This is a genomic window from Bradyrhizobium sp. LjRoot220 (assembly GCF_964252915.1).
Lineage (GTDB): Bacteria > Pseudomonadota > Alphaproteobacteria > Rhizobiales > Xanthobacteraceae > Bradyrhizobium.
This window is the reverse complement of record NZ_CAXUPS020000001.1, coordinates 703,598-726,964: the sequence shown is the minus strand read 5'-3', so window position 1 is coordinate 726,964 and position 23,367 is coordinate 703,598. Positions and strand designations below refer to the sequence as shown.

The 23,367-nt window shown below is 62.6% G+C and carries 20 protein-coding genes; 14 read left to right on the top strand and 6 right to left on the bottom strand.

Going from position 1 to position 23,367, the window contains the following annotated elements; genetic code table 11:
- The first annotated feature begins 8 nt into the window (after nt 1-8).
- From ACSQ84_RS02890 to ACSQ84_RS02835, 12 genes are all read left to right on the top strand, one after another.
- Nucleotides 9-947 carry a branched-chain amino acid ABC transporter permease gene (locus ACSQ84_RS02890; RefSeq protein WP_436211158.1) on the top strand — a complete coding sequence of 313 codons (939 nt, stop codon included), beginning with the start codon at nt 9-11 and terminating at the stop codon, nt 945-947.
- Nucleotides 947-2,731, top strand: a complete 1,785-nt coding sequence (locus ACSQ84_RS02885) for a branched-chain amino acid ABC transporter ATP-binding protein/permease (protein ID WP_436211157.1) — start codon at nt 947-949, stop codon at nt 2,729-2,731. Before ACSQ84_RS02890 ends, ACSQ84_RS02885 begins: the two co-directional genes overlap by 1 nt.
- Nucleotides 2,718-3,425: an ABC transporter ATP-binding protein gene (locus ACSQ84_RS02880; RefSeq protein WP_436210132.1), complete on the top strand. Its 708-nt coding sequence runs from the start codon at nt 2,718-2,720 to the stop codon at nt 3,423-3,425. Before ACSQ84_RS02885 ends, ACSQ84_RS02880 begins: the two co-directional genes overlap by 14 nt.
- 29 nt (nt 3,426-3,454) lie before the next feature.
- Nucleotides 3,455-4,714, top strand: coding sequence for an ABC transporter substrate-binding protein (locus tag ACSQ84_RS02875; protein ID WP_436210131.1), 1,260 nt, complete (start codon nt 3,455-3,457; stop codon nt 4,712-4,714).
- 39 nt (nt 4,715-4,753) lie between these two features.
- On the top strand, nt 4,754-5,989 hold the full coding sequence (locus ACSQ84_RS02870) for an ABC transporter substrate-binding protein (RefSeq protein WP_436210130.1): 1,236 nt from the start codon (nt 4,754-4,756) through the stop codon (nt 5,987-5,989).
- 18 nt (nt 5,990-6,007) lie between these two features.
- The gene (locus ACSQ84_RS02865) at nt 6,008-6,388 is read left to right on the top strand and encodes a carboxymuconolactone decarboxylase family protein (RefSeq protein ID WP_436210129.1); all 381 of its coding nucleotides are present in this window, start codon (nt 6,008-6,010) and stop codon (nt 6,386-6,388) included.
- Nucleotides 6,389-6,403: 15 nt separating this feature from the next.
- Nucleotides 6,404-7,177, top strand: a complete 774-nt coding sequence (locus ACSQ84_RS02860) for a 3-hydroxybutyrate dehydrogenase (protein ID WP_436210128.1) — start codon at nt 6,404-6,406, stop codon at nt 7,175-7,177.
- A gap of 33 nt (nt 7,178-7,210) precedes the next feature.
- The gene (locus ACSQ84_RS02855; protein WP_436210127.1) at nt 7,211-7,951 is read left to right on the top strand and encodes an SDR family oxidoreductase; all 741 of its coding nucleotides are present in this window, start codon (nt 7,211-7,213) and stop codon (nt 7,949-7,951) included.
- Between the two features lie 28 nt (nt 7,952-7,979).
- Nucleotides 7,980-8,693 carry a GntR family transcriptional regulator gene (locus ACSQ84_RS02850; protein ID WP_436210126.1) on the top strand — a complete coding sequence of 238 codons (714 nt, stop codon included), beginning with the start codon at nt 7,980-7,982 and terminating at the stop codon, nt 8,691-8,693.
- Between the two features lie 58 nt (nt 8,694-8,751).
- Nucleotides 8,752-9,723, top strand: a complete 972-nt coding sequence (locus ACSQ84_RS02845) for a tripartite tricarboxylate transporter substrate-binding protein (protein ID WP_436210125.1) — start codon at nt 8,752-8,754, stop codon at nt 9,721-9,723.
- A gap of 336 nt (nt 9,724-10,059) precedes the next feature.
- Nucleotides 10,060-11,565 (top strand): helicase HerA domain-containing protein, encoded by a 1,506-nt coding sequence (locus ACSQ84_RS02840; protein WP_436210124.1) that lies wholly within the window; start codon nt 10,060-10,062, stop codon nt 11,563-11,565.
- 83 nt (nt 11,566-11,648) lie between these two features.
- Nucleotides 11,649-12,728 (top strand): 4'-phosphopantetheinyl transferase family protein, encoded by a 1,080-nt coding sequence (locus ACSQ84_RS02835; protein WP_436210123.1) that lies wholly within the window; start codon nt 11,649-11,651, stop codon nt 12,726-12,728.
- 3 nt (nt 12,729-12,731) lie between these two features.
- Here the strand turns inward: ACSQ84_RS02835 and ACSQ84_RS02830 are convergent, their stop codons facing one another.
- The 3 genes from ACSQ84_RS02830 to ACSQ84_RS02820 all read right to left on the bottom strand — a co-directional run bounded on the left by ACSQ84_RS02830 (nt 12,732) and on the right by ACSQ84_RS02820 (nt 17,057).
- Nucleotides 12,732-14,030, bottom strand: coding sequence for a lysine N(6)-hydroxylase/L-ornithine N(5)-oxygenase family protein (locus ACSQ84_RS02830; RefSeq protein WP_436210122.1), 1,299 nt, complete (start codon nt 14,028-14,030; stop codon nt 12,732-12,734).
- 22 nt (nt 14,031-14,052) lie between these two features.
- On the bottom strand, nt 14,053-15,111 hold the full coding sequence (locus tag ACSQ84_RS02825) for a GNAT family N-acetyltransferase (protein WP_436211156.1): 1,059 nt from the start codon (nt 15,109-15,111) through the stop codon (nt 14,053-14,055).
- Nucleotides 15,112-15,353: 242 nt separating this feature from the next.
- Nucleotides 15,354-17,057, bottom strand: coding sequence for a cyclic peptide export ABC transporter (locus tag ACSQ84_RS02820; RefSeq protein ID WP_436210121.1), 1,704 nt, complete (start codon nt 17,055-17,057; stop codon nt 15,354-15,356).
- Between the two features lie 318 nt (nt 17,058-17,375).
- Here ACSQ84_RS02820 and ACSQ84_RS02815 point away from each other — a divergent pair, with 318 nt between their 5' ends.
- Nucleotides 17,376-18,437: a DUF2218 domain-containing protein gene (locus tag ACSQ84_RS02815; RefSeq protein ID WP_436210120.1), complete on the top strand. Its 1,062-nt coding sequence runs from the start codon at nt 17,376-17,378 to the stop codon at nt 18,435-18,437.
- A gap of 75 nt (nt 18,438-18,512) precedes the next feature.
- The gene (locus ACSQ84_RS02810) at nt 18,513-19,337 is read left to right on the top strand and encodes an ATP-binding cassette domain-containing protein (RefSeq protein ID WP_436210119.1); all 825 of its coding nucleotides are present in this window, start codon (nt 18,513-18,515) and stop codon (nt 19,335-19,337) included.
- Nucleotides 19,338-19,372: 35 nt separating this feature from the next.
- Here the strand turns inward: ACSQ84_RS02810 and fhuB are convergent, their stop codons facing one another.
- The 3 genes from fhuB to ACSQ84_RS02795 form a co-directional block, all read right to left on the bottom strand.
- Nucleotides 19,373-21,379, bottom strand: coding sequence for a Fe(3+)-hydroxamate ABC transporter permease FhuB (gene fhuB, locus ACSQ84_RS02805; protein ID WP_436210118.1), 2,007 nt, complete (start codon nt 21,377-21,379; stop codon nt 19,373-19,375).
- On the bottom strand, nt 21,366-22,307 hold the full coding sequence (locus ACSQ84_RS02800; RefSeq protein WP_436210117.1) for an ABC transporter substrate-binding protein: 942 nt from the start codon (nt 22,305-22,307) through the stop codon (nt 21,366-21,368). The genes fhuB and ACSQ84_RS02800 overlap by 14 nt, the downstream gene beginning before the upstream one ends.
- A gap of 68 nt (nt 22,308-22,375) precedes the next feature.
- Entirely contained in the window at nt 22,376-23,365 is a 990-nt protein-coding gene (locus tag ACSQ84_RS02795; protein WP_436210116.1) for an alpha/beta hydrolase, read from the bottom strand.
- Nucleotides 23,366-23,367 lie beyond the last annotated feature (2 nt).

Sequence of the window (23,367 nt, the reverse complement as noted above, 5' to 3'; positions counted from 1 at the left end):
CCCAGGCGCTGGAAGGCTTCCTGCAAGCACTGTCCGCCGGACTCCTGATCGGCGCGGTCTATGGCCTGATGTGCGTCGGGCTTGGGCTGATTTTCGGCGTCATGCGGGTGATCAATTTCGCCCAGGGCGACTTCATGATGCTCGGCATGTACGCCGCGTTCTATTTCTTCACCGCGCTCGGCGTGCAGGCCACGTTCGGCAACACCTTCGGACCGTTCGTCGCGATCCTCTTGGCCGGCCCGGTGCTGGCCGTGTTCGGTTACTTCGTTCACCTCACCCTGATCTCGCGCGTATCGGGCATGCGCACCTCCTCGCTCGAGGGCGAGGGTCATTATGCCCAGCTCATTCTGACGCTCGGGATCGCGCTGATCCTGCAGAATGGCGGCTTGCTCGTATTCGGCTCGGTACTGGCCTCGATCCGGACCCCGCTGTCGAGTTCGGCGTGGGAGCTTGGCCCGATGTTTTATGACGTCAGCGTCTTCATCAACAAGGCGCGCGGGATAGACGCGGTTGTTTCGCTGGTGACGATGCTGCTGCTGACGCTGATGATCACGCGGTCGCGGATCGGTAAATCGCTGCGCGCCGCCGCCGATAACCCCACCGCGGCGACCTATATGGGAATCGACGTCGACCGCGCACACCGCATTGCCTTCGCGATCGGTACCGGCATCACCGCGATTGCCGGCGGCCTGCTCGCCACCAATTATCCCTTTCACCCCTTTGTCGGAGTCGAATACGTCATCGTGATGTATGCCGGCGTCGTGCTTGGCGGCATGGGCAGCATTATCGGCGCCTTCTGGGGCGGCATGACGATCGGCCTGGTCCAGCAGATGTCGACGCTGATCCTGCCGACGCAATTGCAGAACGCCGCGATCTTCGTCGTGTTCCTTCTGATCATCTTCTTCCGTCCGCAAGGCTTCTTCGGGCGCATGGTCGAGAGGACATGATGATGATGCGCGGATGGCGATCGCTGCTGCCCATCCTTGTCTTCACCGCGCTCTATGCCGCGGTGTCGCTGAGCGTGACCAATTCCTATTACCAGCTGGTGATGACGCTGGTCCCGGTCTGGGCGATCTTCGGCCTGTCCTGGAACCTGCTCAGCGGATACACCGGGCTGATCTCGTTCGGTCATGCCGCCTTCTTTGGCGTCGGCGCCTATACCGTCGTGCTCAGCCAGATCCATTTCGATCTGTCGCCGTGGGTGACGATCCCGATCGCCGCCGTTCTCGGCGGCATCGCCGGACTGCTGATCGGCTTTCCGACATTCCGCCTACAGGGGCACTACTTTGCACTGGCGATGCTGGCCTACCCGCTCGCCATTCTCTACGTGTTCGAATGGCTCGGCCTGCAGGAAGTCACGCTGCCCATCAAGCGCGACAATCCGATCGCCTATATGCAGTTCGCCGATCACCGTCTCTACACGCTGCTGGCGCTGGCGATGATGCTCGGCACTATCCTGCTGACGCGCGCGATCGAACGGTCGCGCTTCGGCATGGCGCTGCTTGCGATCAAGCAGAACGAGGCCGCCGCGGAAGCCGCGGGGATCAACACACTGGCCTGGAAACTCCGTGCCGTCACGCTCAGCGGCGCCATCGCCGGAGCGGTTGGCGGTTTCTACGCCGTGGTGTTGCTGGTGGTGACCCCACAATCGGTGTTCGGCATGCTGGTGTCGGCACAGGCGCTGACGGTCGCCATGTTCGGCGGTGTCGGAACGGTCTGGGGTCCGGTGATCGGATCGGTGATCCTGATCCCGTTGGCCGAAACACTCAACGCCGAAGCGGGCTCGCGCTTTCCCGGCATTCAGGGGGTCATTTACGGCCTCGCGATCATATGCGTCATCCTGCTCGCGCCGGAAGGTCTGTTCTGGAAAGTACGCGATTTCCTGCGCAAGCGCTCGACAGTGCCACCTGCGGCAACAGCCAGCGCGCCGGATGCCCCGGTTGCCGTCCCCGCCGCACCGACACCACCGCGTGCCAAACGATCCACTGGCACGGGCGACGTCGTCCTCGAAGTCCGCAACCTGTCGCGCTCCTTTGGCGGGTTGAAGGCCGTGCAGGATGTCAGCTTCAAGCTGCGGCAAAACGAGATCCTCGGCATCATCGGTCCCAACGGCGCCGGCAAGACCACCCTGTTCAACCTGCTGAACGGATTCCTGCGGCCCGGTACCGGCGAAATTCTGCTCGACGGACGCGAGATGTCTGGCCGCAAGCCGCACGAACTCTGCGAGGCCGGCATCGGCCGCACCTTCCAGATCATGCGCCCGTTCCTGCGCATGTCGATCTCGGACAATGTCGTGGTCGGAGCCTATGTCCGCGCCAGGACCGATGCCGAGGCAAGGAAGCTGGCGGCCGATGCGATTGCCCGCGTCGGCCTATCCGGGATCGCTGAGCGCATCGCCGGCGAACTCACGACCAAGGAATTGCGGCTGATGGAACTCGCCCGCGCGCTGGCCGGACAGCCACGTATCCTGCTGCTCGACGAAACGCTCGCAGGCCTCGGACACGATGAGGCGGATGAGGTCGTCGCGGTGATTCAGCGCCTTGCCCGCGACGGCATGACGATCGCGATCATCGAACACACGATGCAGGCGATGGTCCGCCTGGTCGACAGTTTCCTGGTGCTCGACCACGGCGCCGTGATCGTCGAGGGCGAACCCGAAGCGGTCACCCGCGACAGCCGCGTCATCGAGGCTTATCTCGGCAAAAAATGGATGGCCCATGCTCCGCATTGAAGGCCTTACCGCCGGGTATTCCGCGATCCCCGTGTTGAACGGCGTCTCGATCAAGGTCGACGAAGGCCAGTTCGTCGCGATCGTCGGGCCGAACGGCGCCGGCAAGACCACGCTGTTCAAGACGATTTCCGGAATCGTGCGCCCGAGCGCGGGAACGATCACCTTCGGGGATCACGATCTGCTGTCGATCCGGCCCGCGCAACGCGCGCATCTCGGCATCGCTCACGTTCCGGAAGGCCGTCAGGTTTTTCCCTCGCTCACGGTGATGGAAAACCTCGAAATGGGCGCGATGACCGAGGCCGGCCAGCGCGACTGGAAACACAATATCGAGCGCATCTTCGAATGGCTGCCGATCCTGGCCGAGCGCCGCGGCCAGTTCGCGGGCACGCTCTCGGGCGGACAGCAGCAGATGCTGGCGATCGGCCGCGGCCTCGCGGGCTCGCCCAAACTACTGATGCTGGATGAACCTTCGATGGGTCTTGCGCCCACCATCGCGGATTTCATCTTCGAACGGCTGATCGAAATCCGCCGGCAGTCGAATCTGACGATCCTGCTGGTCGAACAGCGCGTAGCGGAAGCGCTTGAATCCGCTGACCACGGCTACGTACTCGAGGCCGGCCGCGTCGCACTCGAAGGCAACAACCAAACCTTGCGGGCGGACGACCGTATCCGCAAAGCCTATCTCGGCATGTAACCAACAACAACACCATTGGGAGAACGAAAATGGGCCATGACAAGATTGAGGGCAACAAGATCTCGAAGACGTCGCTGACGCGGCGAACCGTGCTGTCGGGTGCGGCAGCCATCGGCCTTTCGACGATGGCACGTGCGCAGCAGCCGACCGAGGTCAAGGTCGGCCTGATCGTGCCGTTGTCCGGCATCTATACCCGCCCGGGCCAGGTGATGCGCATGGGCGCCGAGATGGGCATCGAGCACATCAACGCGCAAGGCGGCATCAAATCGCTCGGCGGCGCGAAGATGAAACTGGTCGTGATCGATTGCGGCGACACCACGGAAAAAGCCAAGAACGCGGCGCAGCGCATGGTGGCCCAGGAGGCCGATCTGGTTGCCGCGACCGGCTCCTATCTCAGCTCGTTCACGCTGGCGGTGACCGAGGTCACCGAACGCGCCGAACTGCCTGTCCTGACGCTATCTTACTCGGACCTGCTGACCGATCGCGGCTTCAAGTTCATTTTCCAGACCGCAGCGCCCGCCAGCGTACAGTCGCAACTCGGTCTGCCCGAGCTGATGAAGCTTGCGGAAAAAGCCGCCGGCAAGCGGCCGAAGACGGTAGCGATGCTGATGGACAATACGGCGACCTCGGTAGCGACCGCCAAGGCGCTGAAAGAGAAACTTGTCGCGCAGGAAGGCCTTCAGCTGGTGGTCGAGGAAGTATGGACACCACCGCTTTCCGACGCCACGCCGCTGATCCAGAAGGTCAGGTCGGCCAGGCCTGACCTGCTGCTGTTCATGCCCAATGCTGTGTCCGACGCCAAACTTGGCCTGGAGAAGATCAACGAGTTCGGCCTCGGTCAGGGCAAGATTCCGACCGTGTCCTTCAGCATCACCATTGCCGAACCGGACATGCTGCAAAGCGTCACCCCGGAGGTCGTCCAGGGTATCATGACCATCGTCGCCAACTGGGGCTGCAAGGGACACGAGGACATCATCGCCGAGCTCAAGGCCAAGTACAAAGAACCCTGGGCAACGCAGAACGTCATCTCGACCTACGGCGACATGTGGCTGATGAAGGCCGCGCTTGAAAAGGCCGGGAAGGCCAACCGCCTCGCCGTCGCCGACGCCTTCCGCACCATGGATGGCGGGCCCGCGAAATATTATCCCGGCGGCCAGCTGAAGTTCGACGAAAAGGGCCGACGTGTCGGTGCCGGTGTGGTGATCGTGCAGTGGCAAAACGGCGTACCGGTCACCGTCTATCCCTCCGACCTCGCTCAATCGTCTCCGTTCTGGCCGAAAAAGTCTTGACCATCATGTCGTCAACAAGGATTTCAGGAAGGAATTGTCATGACAAGGAATACCCGATCTGCACTGACACGGCGTAGTTTACTCGCCGGCGCATCCGCCGGTCTGATCTCGTCCCCTCTATGGGCACAACAAGTGTCCGAAGTGAAAGTCGGATTGCTGGTGCCGATCTCGGGCCTCTATGCGCGCCCGGGAGCCGTGATGCGCCACGGCGCCGAGATGGGCGTGGAACACATCAATGCGCAGGGCGGCATCAAGTCGCTCGGCGGCGCCAAACTCAAGCTCGTCGTGCTCGATTCCGGCGACACCACCGAGAAGGCCAAGAACGCGGCGCAGCGCATGGTCGCCCAAGAGCCCGACCTGGTGGCGGCGAGCGGCTCCTATTTGAGTTCATTCACGCTGGCGGTCACCGAGGTCACGGAGCGGGCTAATCTGCCGGTCCTCACCCTCTCCTACTCCGACCTGATTACCGACCGCGGCTTCAAATATGTCTTCCAGACCTCGGCTACGGCGGGGTCGCAGGCAAAGCAGGCTTTACCGCAGATCGTGAAGCTTGCTGAAACCGCCTCCGGCAAGAAGCCCAAAACGGTCGCGATCATCACCGACAACACCGCAGCGTCGATCTCCTCGGCAAAGGCGATGCGCGACGGCCTGCTCGCCGAAAACGGGCTGCAGCTGATCGTCGATGAAACCTTTACGCCGCCGCTCGCCGACGCCACCCCGCTGGTTCAGAAAATCCGGTCGGCAAAACCTGACCTGCTGTTCTTCCTGCCGACCGTGATTTCCGACGCCAAGCTGCTGCTCGAGAAGATGAACGAGTTCGGCCTCGGACAAGGAAAGATTCCAACCATCTCGTTCGGCATCGCGATTGCCGAGCCCGATATGCTGCAGACCGTAAGTCCGGAATTGCTGCAGGGCTTGCTCACCTGCGTCGCCAGCTGGGGCGCGAAGGGGCACGAGGCGCTGATCGCCGAACTCAAGAGCCGCTACAAGGAGCCCTGGATGACGCAGAACGCGATCTCCACCTATGGCGATATGTGGGTGATCAAGGACGCGCTCGAGAAGGCCGGCAAGGCGGATCGCGTTGCGGTCGCCGACGCGCTGCGGTCGATGGATGCGGGTCCCTCGAAATACTATCCGCTCGGCGAAATCAAGTTCGACGGAAAGGGCCGCCGCGTCGGCGCCGGCATGACCATCGTGCAGTGGCAGTCCGGCGTACCGGTCACGGTATTCCCGCCGCAACTGGCGCTGTCCCAGCCGTTCTGGCCGAAAAACTAACGAGGATTGGATAGCAACATGGACAAGGCGACATACGATCGAGGCCTCCAGATCCGCAAGAGCGTTCTGGGCAACGAGTTCGTCGACAAGGCAATCGCATCGGCAGATGACTTCAACCGGCCGATGCAGGATCTCACGACGGAATATTGCTGGGGCTATGTCTGGGGCCGCGACGGCCTCTCGCACAAGACCCGCAGCTTCCTCAACCTGGCGATGCTCTGCGCACTCAACCGGCCGCAGGAACTCAAGACTCATGTACGGGGCGCCCTGACCAACGGCGCGACGCGCGAGGAAATACGCGAGGTGTTCATGCAGGTCGCGATCTATTGCGGCGTGCCGGCCGGCGTGGACGCTTTCCGCAATGCCAAGGAAGTGTTTGCCGAACTGGACCAGAAGTAACCGGGGCCTGAGACGATGTTGAAGGGCAAATGGGCGCTCGTGACCGGGGCGACGGCGGGCCTGGGCCTCGCCGTGGCCGAAAGCCTTGCCGGCGCGGGTGCCAACATTGTCCTGCACGATCTGAAGGAACCGGCGCAGACGCGAGATCGCCTGCGCGCGCAATTCGGCGTCGAGGTCATCTGTGTCGAGGCCGACCTGGCGCAGCGGGCAGCCATCGAAGCAATGATGGCTGACCTGCTCGGCCGCATTGGCGCGGTCGACATCCTGGTGAACAATGCGGTGGTGCGGCATTTTTCACCGGTCGAAGACTTTCCGCCGGAACGATGGGATGAAGCGCTCGCCGTCAATCTGTCGGCCCCGTTCCACCTGATCCGTCTCGCATTGCCCGGGATGAGGCAACGGCAATGGGGCCGCATCATCAACATGGCGTCGATCTACTCCAGCCGCGCCGTTGCGGACCGCATCGATTATGTGACTACCAAAACCGCCATCGTCGGCATGACCCGTGCGGTTGCAATCGAGACCACCAAGAGCGGGATCACCTGCAACGCACTGTGCCCGGGCACGCTGCCGACGCCGGCCATTCAAGAAAAAATCGCTGGGATCGCGGCCAGCGAAGGCCGCAGCATCGACGAGACCACCAGCGACTATCTGGCGACCCGCCAGCCGACCGGGCGGTTTGTCGCCATGGAAGCCGTCGGCGCGATGGCGGCCTTCCTGTGCAGCCCGGCCGCGCAGGATATCACGGGCGCAACGCTGCCGATTGACGGGGGCTGGTCCATCGCATGAGCGTCGCCGGCCGTTCCAGTCAGGAGAGCTACAATGGTTGAAGCATCGAGCCGAAATGCCGTGGTGACCGGCGCCGCCGGTGGCATGGGCCGCGCGATCACAAAAGCGCTGCTCGAAAGCGGGCGACGGGTCGTACTCGCCGACCGCGATCCGGCCTCGCTTCGCGCGTTCGCCACCGAGATGGGCGACAACACGTTCCCGATCGAACTCGATATTACCGACACCAAGGCTGTGGATCGCTTGCCCGATCTCATCCCGGATGCTTTCAAGCCGATCGACATCCTCGTGAACAATGCCGGTCATGATATCGGCGGCCGGACGCGCTTCGATTCCGGCGCGGCGGACGATTGGTCCGCGATCATCCAGACCAATCTGATCGGCTTGATGCGGGTGACCCGTAGCCTGCTGCCCGACATGGTCAGGCGCAATGCGGGACATATCGTCAACATCAGCTCGATCAACGCCGTGCGCATCGTTCCCGACATGGCCGCCTACAGCGCCAGCAAGGCTGGCGTGCACATGTTTACCGAAACGCTGCGGGGAGAGCTTGCGGAAACGGCGATCCGGGTCACCGAGATGCAGCCCGGCCTGACCCGGACCAACATCATCCTCACCCGCTATCGCGGCGACCGGGAGAAGGAAAGGGACTATTTCGACCAGTTCAAGATGGCGCTCGACCCGGCCGATATTGCCCGCTCGATCGTCTTTGCGCTGGACCAGCCGCCGCATGTTCAGATTGCGGAGATGATGATTCTGCCCGTAAATCGCTATTGAACCAATGCCGGTGCGAAGGCGGTAGACAATGGACAAACGCGGTGAGTTGCAATCCCTCCGGATCGAGGACGTTCCGACCGTCCGGTCGATGGTCGCCCAGAAGCTGCGCGAGGCGATCATGTCCGGAAAGCTGAAGCCGGGCCAGCGCCTGGTCGAACGGGAGCTGTGCGAGATGACGGGCGTGAGCCGGCCATCGATTCGCGAAGCGCTCCGGTTGCTGGAGGCCGATGGTCTCGTCAATACGGTCCCTCACCGCGGTCCCGTCGTCAGCACCATCAGTCTTGAGGAAGCAAAGCAGCTCTACGCCGCACGCGCCGTCCTCGAAGGATTTGCCGGGCGAGAATGCGCGCGCCTGCACGATCCCGCGGTCGTCCGCAAGATCGGGGACGCGCTCACCAAACTGAAAGCGGCGTTCGCCGATTCCGATTTGATCACGGCCCTCGAAGCCAAGACGGAATTTTATGCGGCGCTGATCGGCGGCTGTCAGAACGCCTTCATCGAACGAATGCTGAGGCCGCTTCACGACCGGATCACGCTGTTGCGCATCACCTCGATGTCGCAGCCCAAACGGATCAACAAAAGCTTGCGCGAGGTCACCGCGATCTGGCGCGCCATCCAGAGCGGCGACCCTGATCTCGCCGAAAAATGCTGCGTCGATCATATCAAGGCGGCGGCCGTGGCTGCGCTCAGCATGATCGAGCAGTCGTCCGTCTCGAACGAGAAGGCGACCGCGGATGAATGACCCAAGTTTGTTTCGATCAAGCCGTTCTAAAGGGCCGCCAGGCCGATAGGAAATTGCCATGAAGTTTGTAAAACGCGTTCTTCTGATCCTGATGCTGATGCCGGTACTGCCGGCGTCAGCCCAGGAATATCCGAGCCGCCCGATCACGCTGGTCGTGCCCTTCTCGGCCGGCGGGCCCGGCGACGTTATTGCACGCCTGCTCGGAACATCGATGAGCGCGACGCTGAAGCAGTCGATCGTCATCGAAAACGTCGTCGGCGCCGGCGGCACCCTCGGCACCAATCGCGTCGCCAAAGCCGCGCCTGACGGTTATACTCTGCTGCTGATGCATGTCGGTCAGGCGACGGCACCTGCGCTTTACGCCAAACTGCCGTTCGACCCCGTCGGCGATTTTGCGCCGATCGGCCTCGTCACCGACGTGCCGATGATCCTGGTGGCACGCGCGAATTTTCCGGCCAAGGACCTAAAGGAACTCGTCGCCCATGTGCGCACCCAGGGCGACAAGGTCACCTACGGCAATGTCGGGCTCGGCTCCGCGTCACATCTGTGCGGGCTGATGTTCATGAGCGCCATCGAAGCCAAGCTCACCCCGATCTATTACAAGGGCGGCGGCCCCGCGCTGAATGATATCATCGCCGGTCACATCGACGTCTATTGCGATCCAGCCACCGGGCCGACGCCCCATATTCAGGCCGGCACTATCCCGGGCTACGCGATCACCAGCAAAAAGCGCGTCCCGACCCTGCCGAACCTGCCGACGGCGGCAGAAGCCGGGGTGCCGAAGTTCGATGTCACCACCTGGTACGGGCTGTATGCGCAACGCAATACGCCCAAGCCGATCGTTGACGCGCTTGTTGGCGCCCTGCAAAAGGCGCTCAAGGATCCGCCCCTGGTCAATCGCTTCGCTGAACTCAGCATGGCACCGGTCGAGCAGGAACGCGCGACGCCCGCGGCGCTCGAAGCCCTCCTCAAGAGCGAAATCGACAGATGGGGCCGTATCATCAAGGATGCCGGCATTACGCCGCAGTAAGCGGACTCGCTCGCAGTACGGCGTTTCTGGATCGTCCGCGCGGCCTTGGTTGGTTGCACTTCATTTGAAGCCCGATCATCCGGCGAAATGGTTCGCCGCAAAGATCAGCTTTTCTGCCAATTCGCGACCAGGGCAGCAGCGGCGATCAACATCAATTTGTTCGTCCACAACCCCGGTAACTGCCGCCGGTGTATGAGGTACGTCGGGGCCAGCATCGATCCGGGACGATGGCCTTCGACCAGCCGTGGAGAACATGAGCGACCGGTCATTGGACGCTCGACGGGCTGCGGTCAGCTTGTTAAAGCCCGCCTCCGCAGGGAGACTTTGAGTCGAGACATGACCGTTGCGATCGAGATGGGCCACACAACGGCAGGCGCCCCGGCGACTCTGGACCTTGAGGAACTGCTGGCGACGCGCCTGCTGGTGCAGGGCAATTCGGGCTCGGGCAAATCCCATCTGCTGCGGCGGCTGCTGGAACAGAGTGCCCCTTGGGTGCAGCAAACCATCATTGACCCCGAAGGCGACTTTGTTGCACTTGCCGACCGTTTCGGCCACCTCCTGATCGATGCCGAGGACCATACCGAGCGGGGCCTGCAGGTCGCCGGCGAGCGAGCGCGCATCCATCGGGTCTCCACGGTGCTCAATCTCGAGGGGCTCGACGCCGAGAATCAGATGCGGCGCGCCGCCGCTTTCCTCGGCGGGCTTTTCGAGGTCGCCCGCGACCACTGGTATCCGATGCTGGTGGTGGTGGACGAGGCGCAGCTGTTCGCGCCGGCAGTGGCCGGCGAGGTTTCGGACGAGGCGCGCAAACTCTCGCTCGGCGCCATGACAAACCTGATGTGCCGCGGCCGCAAACGCGGCCTTGCAGGGATCATCGCGACCCAGCGACTGGCGAAGCTCGCCAAGAACGTCGCGGCCGAGGCGTCCAATTTCCTCATGGGCCGAACCTTTCTGGATATCGACATGGCGCGCGCCGCTGACCTTCTGGGGATGGAGCGACGACAGGCAGAGGCCTTCCGGGATCTGGATCGCGGGCAATTCATGGCGCTGGGGCCAGCCCTGTCCCGCCGTCCGCTGGGGCTGCGCATTGGTCCAACGGAAACCACGCCGCGCAACGCGACCCCGCGCCTGATGCCTCTGCCGGAAGCGACGCTGGACGCACATGCCATCATCCTGGCAGCGCCGCCGCCCGAGAATAATCGGCCCCAGCGCCGGTCGCCGCCAGACCTCCTCGGCCAGCTCATGGCGGCGAAGACCGCGGCGCTGGAGGTCCGTCCCGAAGCGGTGGAGCAGCCCCTTAGCGCCGAGGCACTGGCGGAGCGGCATGAGCGAGTGGACCGCATTCTGCGCGCCGTCATGGCCGAACCCGACGCGGGGTTCCGCGCCATCGGCGTCCTCTATCAGGAGTTCGTGGTCCGTTGCCGAATAGAAGGCCTCGGTCCGGCCGTGCCGGACCTGGGTGACTTCCGTCGCATGCTGACGCGCGCCCGCGCCGGGCTCGGCTCCGATATGGCGGACGATGACGGGTGGCAGGATGTCTCGGCCCGTGCCTCACTTTTGCCGGAGGACATGCAGGGCGTATTCATGATGATCGCCCGCGCCGCGAAGGAAGGTTGGCCCTGCCCGGGCGATGCTGCGATTGCCCGCGCCTTTGGCTCACATTCGTTGCGCCGTGCACGGCGTCTGCTGACCTACATCGAGGAGCAGGGCCTCATCGTTTGCCAGCTTGACGGTGCAGGTCGGCGGATCGTGACGCTCGTCGAACTAGCATGGGCGACGGCACCGGGCGACCCCAATGCCGAGGAACTGCCGGCGGAGCAACGCTGCAGTCCGGCTCTATAATGTGACATCCAGTGGAGGCCTGCCGGTGCATCGCGACGGCATCCACAGGTCGCGCTCCCAACTAAAATATCGAAAACAACCCCATGCAAAGAAAGCAAGTGGTTGCCGGCGTTGATGTATTGCCAAACGAAAAAACGTTTGACGCGTCGGGCAAATCACCGGCACTGATGCAGCATCGCGCAAATTTATCGAGTTGCCCCTGCCCTGCCCGAAGGGCACTTCGGCGCGATTGCGGGCCAAAAATCCCCGACGATCGAAGTTACTCCGGCGCAGGTCTTGCCGGGGCATTCAGACCGGGCCGGCGTCCTGCCATATGCAAATTGATCACGAGCCGGCAGACATATAAGCCAACAGAAATGATGAACCCAAAGACTGAACAACGGCCGTTCGCCGCCTCGCTATCGATCGCGCGTGCAAGCGCCTTGCTCGCGTGGTCGATCGCGGTCAGATCGACGGCTCCGCAGGACGAATTGCGCGTGCGATGCTTGCCTGGTCCAGGCATCCCGGACCCAACCCAGCAACTCAAGCCGGACGAAATCGTTCTCTGGCTGGCGGCGGTGCCTCCCTTTCGGGACGTTATCGCCGATGAACCCGGCGCACTCAGCGTTGAGCAAGCGACAAACGTGCTCAATGCCGACGAGACCAATCGTCAGGCGCGCTTCCTGCACATCGAAGACCAGCTCAGTTATCTGGCTGCGCACGCCGGCGCTCGCCTTCTGCTGGGAAGCATGGTCGGGCGCCCTGCTGACACCCTCCGGTTTGAACCGTCCACGCATGGCAAGCCCGTGCTCGTTGCCGGCCCACCGAACATCGATTTCAGCCTGAGCCACGCCAGAGGCGCCGTTGCCGTTGCCGCAGCAAACATGCCTGTCGGGGTCGATATCGAGCCGCTGCGAGAAATCACGGATATGGAGGCCATCAGTGAAATCGTGTTGGCCAAAGACGAGCAGGCGATTGTGCGGAACACACCGGCGGCGCTCCGGTCCCGCTTGTTTCTTCGCTACTGGACTCTCAAGGAAGCGATCCTGAAGGCGGCCGCTCTCGGATTCACGATCCCGCCGAATACGGTGATTGTCGATGCAGGCCCCTCGCCCGCCGTCCTTTCCGTACCAACCGCGCTTGGATCGGCCAGGCAATGGCGGCTGATCGCTCCCGCCGTCTGAAGACTAGGCGATGAGTTCGCGGCGCGAGATCGTCGAAAGCAGCGACTCTGCAATTTCCTGCGAACGCACGGCCAGAACGGAAAGCAAGGTGTCACTCAGGCCGTGAGACGCCTCTGAATAGCCCTGGAGATGGATTTGCGGCCGAAACGCAGGGCTCGTGGTGAGCCTGTAATTGCGGTCGACAACGTCGTCTTGAATATAACGCCGTATCGGCTCCAGAAACGCGTGCGGCGTTTCCCTGTCATAGCCGGTCGCAAGAATAACGGCATCGTAACAGGAGCGGCGATCCCGACCGTCGAACTTATCAACCGTTCGGATTTCGATGCCTTCGATGGCTGCGAGCACTTTCGTGATTTCGCTGCGCGGATGCAATTCGATGCCCGCCGTGCCGCTGACGCGCTGCTGGTAGAGCAAGCGATACAACTGATCGAGCAGATCGGAATCGACCACGGCGTAGTTCGTATTTCGAAAGTTGCGGACGATCGCATCTCGGCGCTCGTCCGGCTGGGCGTAGATAAAATCCGTGTAATCCGGATTGAAGATTTCGTTGACGAACGGGCTGCTGTCGGACGGCTTCAACGCATGGCCGCGAAAGATCAGGTCAATGTTCGCGTGCGGAAAACGGTTTCGAAGGTCGACCGTCACCTCTACCGCGCTCTGGCCTCCCCCGATAACGGCCACGCATGCAGCCTTGCCGCCGAGTCCAATGGACCCGACCGTATCGAGGTAGCGGCTCGAGTGGAATAGCCTCGGATCATCGGCGAATTTCGCGAACACCTGCGGGATATTCGGCCTGCCTCCCGCTGCGACCACCAGATTCTTCGCAAGCCGCACCGTTTCACCACCAGCGAGTGTGCGCGAATGCACCCGCAACGACGACACCGACTGTCCCGCCGTCACGGGTTCGACGGCAATGACGGCTTCGCCGTAAGCCGCTTGTGACTTGAACTGAGCCGCCACCCACCGCAGATAGTCGTTGAATTCCGTCCGGCTCGGATAGAACGTTCGACAGTTGATGAAATCCTGCAAGCGACCGTGCTTGTGCAGATAGTTCACAAAGGTGAACGGACTGGTCGGATCACGCAACGAAACCAGATCCTTGAGAAACGAGATCTGCATATCGCTGCCCGGCAGAAGCATGCCGCCGTGCCAGGTAAATTGGCGTTGCTTCTCGACGAAAAGTGGAGCGCATTTCAAGCGTGACCTTCTGGCGCACTCGTCCAGTGCTATCGCAAGCGCGAGATTGGACGGCCCGAAGCCGACGCCAATGACGTCGTGCTCGATAGCAAGCTGGTGAGACATAAAGCTGCGCTCCGTTCGCGCGTTAGGCTGTGGTTGCCGGACCGGCCGTCGCCGGTAGCCACAGCCGGTCACCAAAGAAGCGCTCGCGCAGCAGCATGACCAGGGAGGCCCGCTTGTGTGGAAAATCGAAGTTCTTGATCTTCGCGAATCCCGAGAGTTCGAGATTGCGGAGTTGCTGCGAATGCGCCGCCGCCGGCTCGCCGACGATGCGCTGCGTTCGGCAATCATCCAGGAACATGTAGTGCATCAGCGACGGCAGCCATGCGCTGATGTAACGGCGCCCACGATATGCGTCCTCTCCGACCACAACGTGCCAGCCGCGATCGTAATCATCGGCATCGTAGAACGGAGCGATGCGATTTTCCTTGGCCCAATAGACCTCGAAATAGCCGAATGGCGCGTCGCCGAAGCAGCCGATCAGCGGCAGCATGTGCGGATCGGCCAGGAAGGTGGAGAGATACTTTCGATGCTTTTCGAGATCGCCGGCCTCGTTCCAGAACGCATCGACGCGAGGGTCGTTCATCCACCGGTGCAGCAGATGGAGATCGTCATTCACATCGGCAACACGAAACGAGATGACCTCGGCGAGCCAGGGGATGAAGCGGGCATACACCATCCCCACCGGCTTTTGCGGACGTCGCGGATGTCGCTTGCCGTCGGTCATGACGTGGAGCTGCGGCATTGGCGGCCGCTCGGCATCGACCAGCCAGTTGTCGCGGCGCTGCATTGTCAGCTCAGGGAGCAGCACGAGGTTGCTTCCAGCCACGACGGCGAGGCCATCGTCCAGCAATTCGCGCGCGATCGGTTGCCGGACTGAATCCAGAAAAATCCGATCGAGACCCGGGCGCCAGCCGAACATTGCCTCTGCTGCCGCCGAAACCGCCCGCACCGCAAGCCGTGGATCGTCGGAAGCATCGAGTATCTTCAGATGATCCAGTTGCTCATCGAGACGCAGACGCATCACTGTGGCGCGATCTGCAACAACCCTCAGCTCGGCGCCATCCTGAAGCACCGTCATGGCGGAATGCGGTCCGATCGGAAACGTATGAGGATCCTTCGCAGAGCACGAAGCTTTGTTCATCCGGCACTCGCATTGCAGACATGTTGGCTTGAAACAAGTGGCTTGAAACAAGACGCGACCTTCGCTCACGCAGGCGATGTAAATCACTCCCGTGCAGGATGACAAGAAATGCCAACGCACGCAGTTTAGATTCCTTACAAAACTAATGAATGACCAGGTCGCGACAATGCATGCCTTGTTCAAGGCCAAGTCCCGGCGAGCCGGAACTTAAAATTCAAATTTCTCTGGAAACAAAAATAGGTCTAAAGAGACACATCGGTTGGAACAGATGACGGCTCCATGACGTTATGCGCCCTCGCCTCGCCAGCGATAATCTTGCCATGCCGGAGCCGCACAAGGTGGTCCGCCGCGCCAAAATAACGGTCGTCATGTGAGATCACGATGATCGTCTTGCCCAGGCGCTTCAGGTCGGGCAGCAATTCCGTATAGAAGATGTGCCGGAACGCCGGATCCTGATCCGCCGCCCACTCATCGAACACCAGCACCGGCCGCTCCTCGAGCCAGGCATTCATCAGAGCCAGCCGCTTGCGCTGGCCGGTGGACAGATCCGTGGTTGTGAACACGCCATTCTCGACCGAAACCTTGTGCGCGACCTCCAATCGCTCCAGATATCGCTCCGCGATATCGGGCACGGTTGCTGCTCCCTGCAGCAGATCTTCAAACAGGTAGTAGTCGGAAAAGATCGTGGTAAAGAGCTGCCGGTAGTCATCGCGCGTTTCCGTTAGGACCGGCAGGCCATCGCGAAGCACCGTGCCGCTCTGCGGGGCATAAAGGCCCAGCAGCAGCTTGATGAGCGTGGTTTTTCCGCTGCCGTTTTCGCCGACAATGAAAACGACGTCCCCCTGGCGGATATGCAGGTCGATCGGCCCAAGCACGAACGGGTTGCTGCCGGGCACGGCGCGGAAGGCGTATGAGACCCCCCGCAGTTCGATCGATTCGATCCGGACCGATGCTTCCGGCGCGGTCGAGGGCGCAGCCAGCAGGTCCTGTTCGGGCGTGGAGAACTGTTCCGAAAGCTCGGCAATGCGGCCCATCGCCACCTGTGCGCGGCCGAGCGCGGGCAGAATGCCGATAACCTGGTCAATGGGTCCCCGCATATAGAGCAGCACAAGCACAAAACCGCTGGAGACCGAGGCGGGACTGTCCGGCCACAGGAACGGGCGCAGGGTCAGCGCTACGCCGATCACCACAAAGAACAGCATCGTGCCGAAAGCCCGCGCCGTCACGAAGAGATTGATCGACTTGATCTGCACCCTGCTGATCTGGTCGACAGTCTGCTGAAGCCTGTCCACGTAGACCCGCTGCCGGCGAATGCGGTTCAGACGCAGCTCCTTCGCGCCCTCCGCGATCGCCCGGTAGTGCTTCTGCAACTCATCTTCCGAGTCGCGGGCGGCATTGAAGCCTCGAACGCCCCGGGTCCGCGCATAGGCGTGCGCCAGCGATCCCAGGATGATGACCAATCCCGTGATCAGAAACAGCGGCCACGATAACACCGCGAGGTAGACCATGCAGCCGAAGGTGATGACGACAGACACGAAGAAGGAGGAGAAGAAGAACGCGAAATCGCTGATCGTATCGACGTCCTGGGTGAGAACCGGGATCAGGCGATGGGTGCGGTAAATCTCGAGTTGGTCGATCGGCGCCGCCAGAATCTTGGCCGCGAGCGACTTCCGAAGCTCGGCAATGATCCGCTGTCCGACATAATTGGCGCTTATATCGGAACCGATCGAACCAATCAGGATCAGCGAACACAGGCCCGCGAAGGCATAAAGCAGCGTCACGACATCGCTCTGCGATGCGTAGAGGCCGCGATTGACGACCGCCAGCAGCCCCGCAACGCTGGCACCGCCTGCAATGCCGAGCACGCCGCCTCCGAGCACGATCGGCCAATACGGCCGCAGGAGATGCAATATCTGCGCGGTCAGGCCGCTTCGTGGAATCATCATGAGTGCCGCGCCGGATTAGAGCTGAAGCGAACCTATACGGCCCGTGGTGACACGAACAGCCTTGCTGGAGTGATGCGAATACATGATGGCAGCATCGCCATTCCAGCGCTTATTTTTCCGGTCTTTTCGATCGATTCTAATTTGTGATCGGCGACACGTTCAATAAAATGCCGGGTAGTACCCCCTTTGCATCGCAGCCGCACAGCGCGTCGGACATGGATCCAGCCGCTGTATCGAACTGGATACCCCGCAAATCGAAGTGCTCGCAGGCCAGCGTCGGACCGGCCCGACTGGAGCAGGCCCGACTGGAGAATGACTTTGGATCCGCTCGTCTCCGAAACCCGCATCCAGCTTGCCGATGCCGCCGGTCTTGCCGCCCGCATGATCGATCACCTGGCCGAGCATGACATCGCTTTCGAAGATCGGGGCGGCCTGATGGTGGCGAAACTGCCGTTCGGAACCAGTTCGCTCGCAGTCGAGGCGGAAACACTCAGGATCCGCGTCGAGGCTAGCGACAAGGGTCACCTCGAAATGCTGCGTTCGGTCGTCGCGTCCCACGTCATCGAGTTCGCGGGCGACGAGGCACCGACGATCGTCTGGTCCGGCCACGAATCTGATGGCGGCACGCTGGCTAATTTCCGTGAAGTGCGGCTGAAGGCAGCGTTCGATCTCACGCCCCGCATGCGCCGGCTGACGTTCACCGGGGACGACATCGCCCGCTTTGAGGATGACGATGACCTGCACGTCCGCCTGTATTTTCCGCCGGAGGGCCTCGCCAAGCCTGAATGGCCGTGGCCTGCCCCGGACGGACGTATCATGTGGCCCGAACCGGACCGCAGGCCCATCACCCGCTACTACACGATCCGTCGCATCGATCTGCAGACCCGCGAGATCGACATCGATTTCGTGGTTCATGACCATGCCGGACCCGGCTCCGCATTCGCGCTCAACGCGCGAGTCGGCGCCATTTGCGGCATGGCCGGTCCTCTGGGACGAGGTATTCGCCCGGCGCGCTGGTTTCTGCTGGCAGGCGACGAAACCGCCCTTCCCGCCATCGCGCGCATTCTCGAAACACTGCCGGCGACGGCGTTGGGTGAGGCCTTCATCGAAGTCGCCAACCGGTTCGAAGAGGTTCCGCTGGTCGCGCCAGCCGGTGTGTCGGTCCGCTGGCTGCATCGCGGCGACCGTCCGGCCGGGACGACGCCGTTGCTGGTCGATGCCGTCAAGGCCGTGCGATGGCCCGGTCATCGCGAGGTCTTTGCATGGGTCGCCTGCGAAGCACAGGCACTGAAGGCGCTGCGAAACCATTTGCGCGATGAGCGAAAGCTTCCCCGCGAGCAGCATCTTGCGGTCGCGTACTGGAGCCTGCGTCGGCCATGACGTCCCGACGTCGCATACGTAGACCGGCCGGGCCGCGTTTTCCTTGCACCACATAATTCCACCAGGCGCTTTTTCATGCACGCAGTTCTGCCAACCGAAACCGCCCCGGCGTCGCGCGACGCGGCGATGCCCTTGTTCGAACTGGACCAGGTTAGCTTCGCGGTGGCGGGTCGCGCGTTGCTCGAGCCGCTGACCCTGACCCTTCCCGCTCGCAGTGTGGTCGGTCTGATCGGACACAATGGTTCCGGAAAATCGACCTTGCTGAAGTTATTGGCGCGGCAGCAGCCAAGTTCGTCCGGCACGATCCGTTTCGAAGGACGCCCGCTGCGCCAATGGAGCGATCGCGAATATGCCCGCAAGGTCGCCTATTTGCCGCAGCAGACGCCCCCCGCCGCCGGCATGCTGGTCAAGGAACTGGTCGCGCTGGGCCGCTATCCCTGGCATGGCGCGCTTGGCCGATTTGGCGATACCGACCGCGACAAGGTCGCGGAAGCCATGGCGCTCACCCACATCGAACCGTTCGCGGACCGGCTGGTCGACACACTGTCAGGCGGCGAGCGTCAGCGGGTCTGGATCGCCATGCTGGTTGCGCAGGATGCCGAGTGCCTGCTGCTCGACGAGCCGATTTCAGCGCTCGATATTGCCCATCAGATCGAAGTCCTGGCGCTGGTGCAGCAGCTCGCCCGCGAGCGCAACCTTGGCGTTGTCGTCGTTCTTCACGACGTCAACATGGCGGCCCGCTTCTGCGACGAGATCATCGCGCTGCATTCGGGCAGGCTGATAGCCCGCGGCGCTCCCGACAGCATCATGACGCCGACCGAACTCGAAACCATCTACGGCATCCCCATGGGCGTGATGCCTGCTCCGGATCAAAGCCACCTCATCAGCTTTGCGCGATGAAAGGTCGGAATCATCCACCCTACCATCGCGTCGGGTTACACGCGCCGCGGGCGCAATAGCCACACCAAATAAGGGCCCGCGAGCATCATCGCGAAGATGCCGGCCGGCATCTGGAACGGGAATATCACCATCCGCCCCGCCCAGTCCGCGAAGACCATCAGGGTGGCGCCAATCAGCGCGGCCAGCGTTGCCTGATGCAGCGCGCGTTGCGCCCCCATCATCCGCGCCATATGCGGCGCGATGAAACCGACGAGGCTCAGCAGCCCGACCATCAGCGTCGCGGTCGCGGTCAACAACGCGGTCAGCAGCATGATGATGATCCGGCTTCTCGCCATGGATACGCCCACCGCACGCGAGGCCGCCTGGCCGAGCGGCAGGATATCGAGCCAGCGCGACAACATCGGCACCAGCGCCAGCAGCATGATCGCGGCGGCGGCCAGTATCGCGGCCTCGGTCGGACCGATCTGATAGAGCGATCCCGCCAGCAACGACAGCAGCATGCCGATGCGGGGGTCACCGGTCGCCAGCACCATGGCCATGATCGCGCCGAACGCCGCACTCATGGCGACGCCTGCCAGCAGCACACGCTCCGGACTGAATTCGGACCGCCGGCTGAACAGCAGAACCAGCCCGAGCACGATGAAGGCGCCGATCGCGCCGCCGGCAATCTGCGCCACCCGCGTGTGGGAGGGCAGCAGGTACAGGAGAACGAGCACACCCATCGCGGCGCCGTAGCTGATCCCCATCACCTCGGGAGCCGCCATTAGGTTTCCGGTCATGCGCTGCAGCAGCGTGCCGGCCACCGCCAGCGTGGCCCCCGCAGCCAAGGCCGACACCACGCGCGGCCAGCGCCACGGCAGAAATTCCTGGATGCCGGCAAGGCCGCTCCAGCTCCAGCCCTCTGAACCGACCCCGACAGCAAGCGCGATCCAGACCACCAGCAACAGCAAGGCCAGACCGAACAGGATCGCCCGCCAGGGATGGTCAAGACGTGGCGGGACGGATGGCGTGAGGTTCCCCACCGGCGCGGTGGCCCGAAGCCGTGGCAGCAACAACAACAACATCGGCGCACCGATCAGGGCCGTGGCGGCGCCAGCCGGCATTTCGCGATAGCCGGGCGGGATCAGCAGCACGAGTTCATCCGTCAGCCACAACAGCAGCGCGCCGCAAAGTGGCGCCCAAATCAGCCGGTCGCGAAAACGGCGCGCGCCTGACAGCATAACGATGGCTGGCGCGGAAAGGCCCACAAAGCCCATCACGCCGACCACGCTGATAACCGAAGCGCTCAGCGCGATCGCGATGCCAAGCGCGCAGACTCGCGCGCCGGTCAATCCGAGGCCGAGATTGCGCGCGGTCTCGTCATCGAAGCCAAGCAAGGTCAGCGGGCGGACCATCGCCGCGATCAGCACGAAGGAAATGATGAAACGCGGCGCGAGGAACGCGACGTTGTTCCAGTCCTGCTGATTGAGGAAACCCGCGCCCCAGATGAACAGGCCGATCAGGTATTCGTGGTTCAGCAATATCAGGGCCTGCGTCGTCACCGCGCAGTAATAGGCAACGATCAGTCCGGCAAGCACCAGCACGACCGGCGATAGCGCGCGGCGCCAGGTGAGACCGAACACGCAGAGAAACGCAGCGAATCCGCCCAGCAACGCAATCCACTCGCGGCCGAAGGCGAGCAGCGACGGCGCCCACAAGGTGGTCACGGACAGCGCGAGATAGGCTCCATTCAGGACCCCGAGGGTGCTCGGTTCAGCAAGCGGATTGCGCAGCACCTGCTGACAGACCGTTCCTGCCAGGCCCAGCGCTGCGCCGGCCAGCAGCGCTACCGCTATGCGCGGAAATACGGTGTAATGCACCAGCATCTGTTGCGGATCGTTGATCTCGGGCCGCCACAGCACCGCTAACCATGCGGCAGGCGGCAAAAATCCCGACAGATGCCGCCATGTCAGCGCCGCCGCTGCCGCAAACAGCAGCCCGATCAGCACCGCCGGATGCATCTCGATCCCGGACCGGACAGGCAGCGCCTCAACCTTGCTCATTGTTTTCCTGCGGCAGGCGTTCGCTGAGAAGGCGGGCGAAGCGCTCAGCCGCCGGCACGCCGCCATAGAAGAATTGATTTCCCAGCACCGTCAGCCGCCCCGAGCGAAGGAAAGGCAGGGTTCGCAACACCGGGCTCGACGTGAGCAGCGCTTCGATATCCGCGACCCGCGAACTCATCAGAACCAGCCGCGCATCCGGAACCGCGGCGAGCACTTCAAGGCCGACGCTGGTATGTCCCCACGGACCGCTCTGTCCGGTCCATGCATTCTTCAATCCGAACTGGTTCAGCACTTCCTGATAGAGGCTGTTTGGACCGAACACCAGCGCACGATTGCGCGCGATTTCGCTGACAAGATAGAGCGGTTTGCCTCCGCGATTGCGAAGCTGATCACGGTAGCCGGTCATCGCCGCATCGAAACGCGCCAGATAGGCCTCGCATGCGGCCGGCACGCCGACGCGCCGTGCGAGTTCCATCGTCGAACTGCGCGCGGTTTCCAATGGGTGCCGACCGGGCTTGAAAATCGTGAAAACCTCGACCGGGGCGATCAGCTTGAGCCGGGGTACTGCGGCGGTAATACTGGGATCGATGATGATGATATCAGGCGCGAAGCTCTGCAGCAGTTCGAGATTTGGCTCCGAACGCAGGCCGATTTCCTGAACGCTGGACGGGACTGCCGGCTCGACGACGAGCCTGCCGTAGCGCTCGATCTCCGGAACCACCAGCGGCACCACCCCGAGCGCCAACAGAGTCTGCGCACAGGCCCAGCCGAGCGCGGCAACGCGTGGCCCGGGCGACGAGTTGGCGGCTTGCATTGCGCGCAGCGGCCAGTTGCCGAGCAGCACGCCCCCGCCAAGGCTCACGCCTGCGCTAAGAACGGCGCGGCGTGACGGCCGGCAATCGGAAGCAATGATAGACTTTTTGTTCATGGATATCGGCTCAAAGCGTTCTTGCGGACAAGGCCAGCGGACAGAAGACCATTATGACATACCTTCAATCACCGTGTCCTTCCAAGCCCTTGCGCTAGGCTCGAAAAAGCATTTGCCAGGGCCTGCCCGATTGCCGCCCGCGCCTGCAAGGCATCGCTCACGACATTTCCCATCCGCAAAAACTCATGGATCATGCCGGAATAGATCTGGAGATCGACGGAAACGCCGGCGGCGCGGAGCCGCGCCGCATAGTCGCGCCCCTCATCCACCAGCGGATCATACTCGGCAAGGACGAACAGCGCCGGCGCCAGTCCTGAGAGATCGTGCGCCGCCAACGGCGCAAAGCGCCAATCATCGCGGTCGGAATCGTCGCGAAGATATTGCCGAAAGAACCAATCGACGGTGTCCCGCTCGAGCAGAAAGCCCGAGCCATACCGATCGTAGGAATCCGAGTTTTGCCGCGAGCTGAGGCCTGGATAGGCGAGAACCTGCAGAACGGGCTGCGGCAAGCTTGGCTCCGCCTTCGCTGCGATCGCAAGAGCTGCGGCAAGCGTTCCGCCGGCGCTATCGCCGCCGACAGCCACGCGGCAAGCATCCAGCCCGGCCGCTGCCCCCTCGCGACCGATCCAGGCCAGCGCATCGACGGCATCCTCGAATGCCGTCGGAAATTTATGCTCCGGGGCAAGCCGATAACCAATCGACAGCACCGCAGCATCGCTATCGGCGGCGAGGCCGCGGCACAAGGGCTGATGTGAATCGAGGCTTCCGACGACAAAACCGCCGCCGTGCATGTAGAGCAGAACTGGTGTTGGATTTCGCGCGTTCGGCTCCCGCGGGGCGTATAGCCGCGCGGCGATTGCATCACCATCGCGGGTCGGAATGGAGAGCTGGCGTTCAAACGCAAGCGCCGGAGGGTCAACGTCGAGCAACGGCGACGACGCGTCGAAATCCGCGCGCGCCTGCAAGGCCGTCAGTTGCGGAAACGGTGTGCGTGCACCGGTGTCAGTCCCAAGCTGAACCATCTCAAGGAGCGCTGCGATATCCGGATCAAGGCTCATGC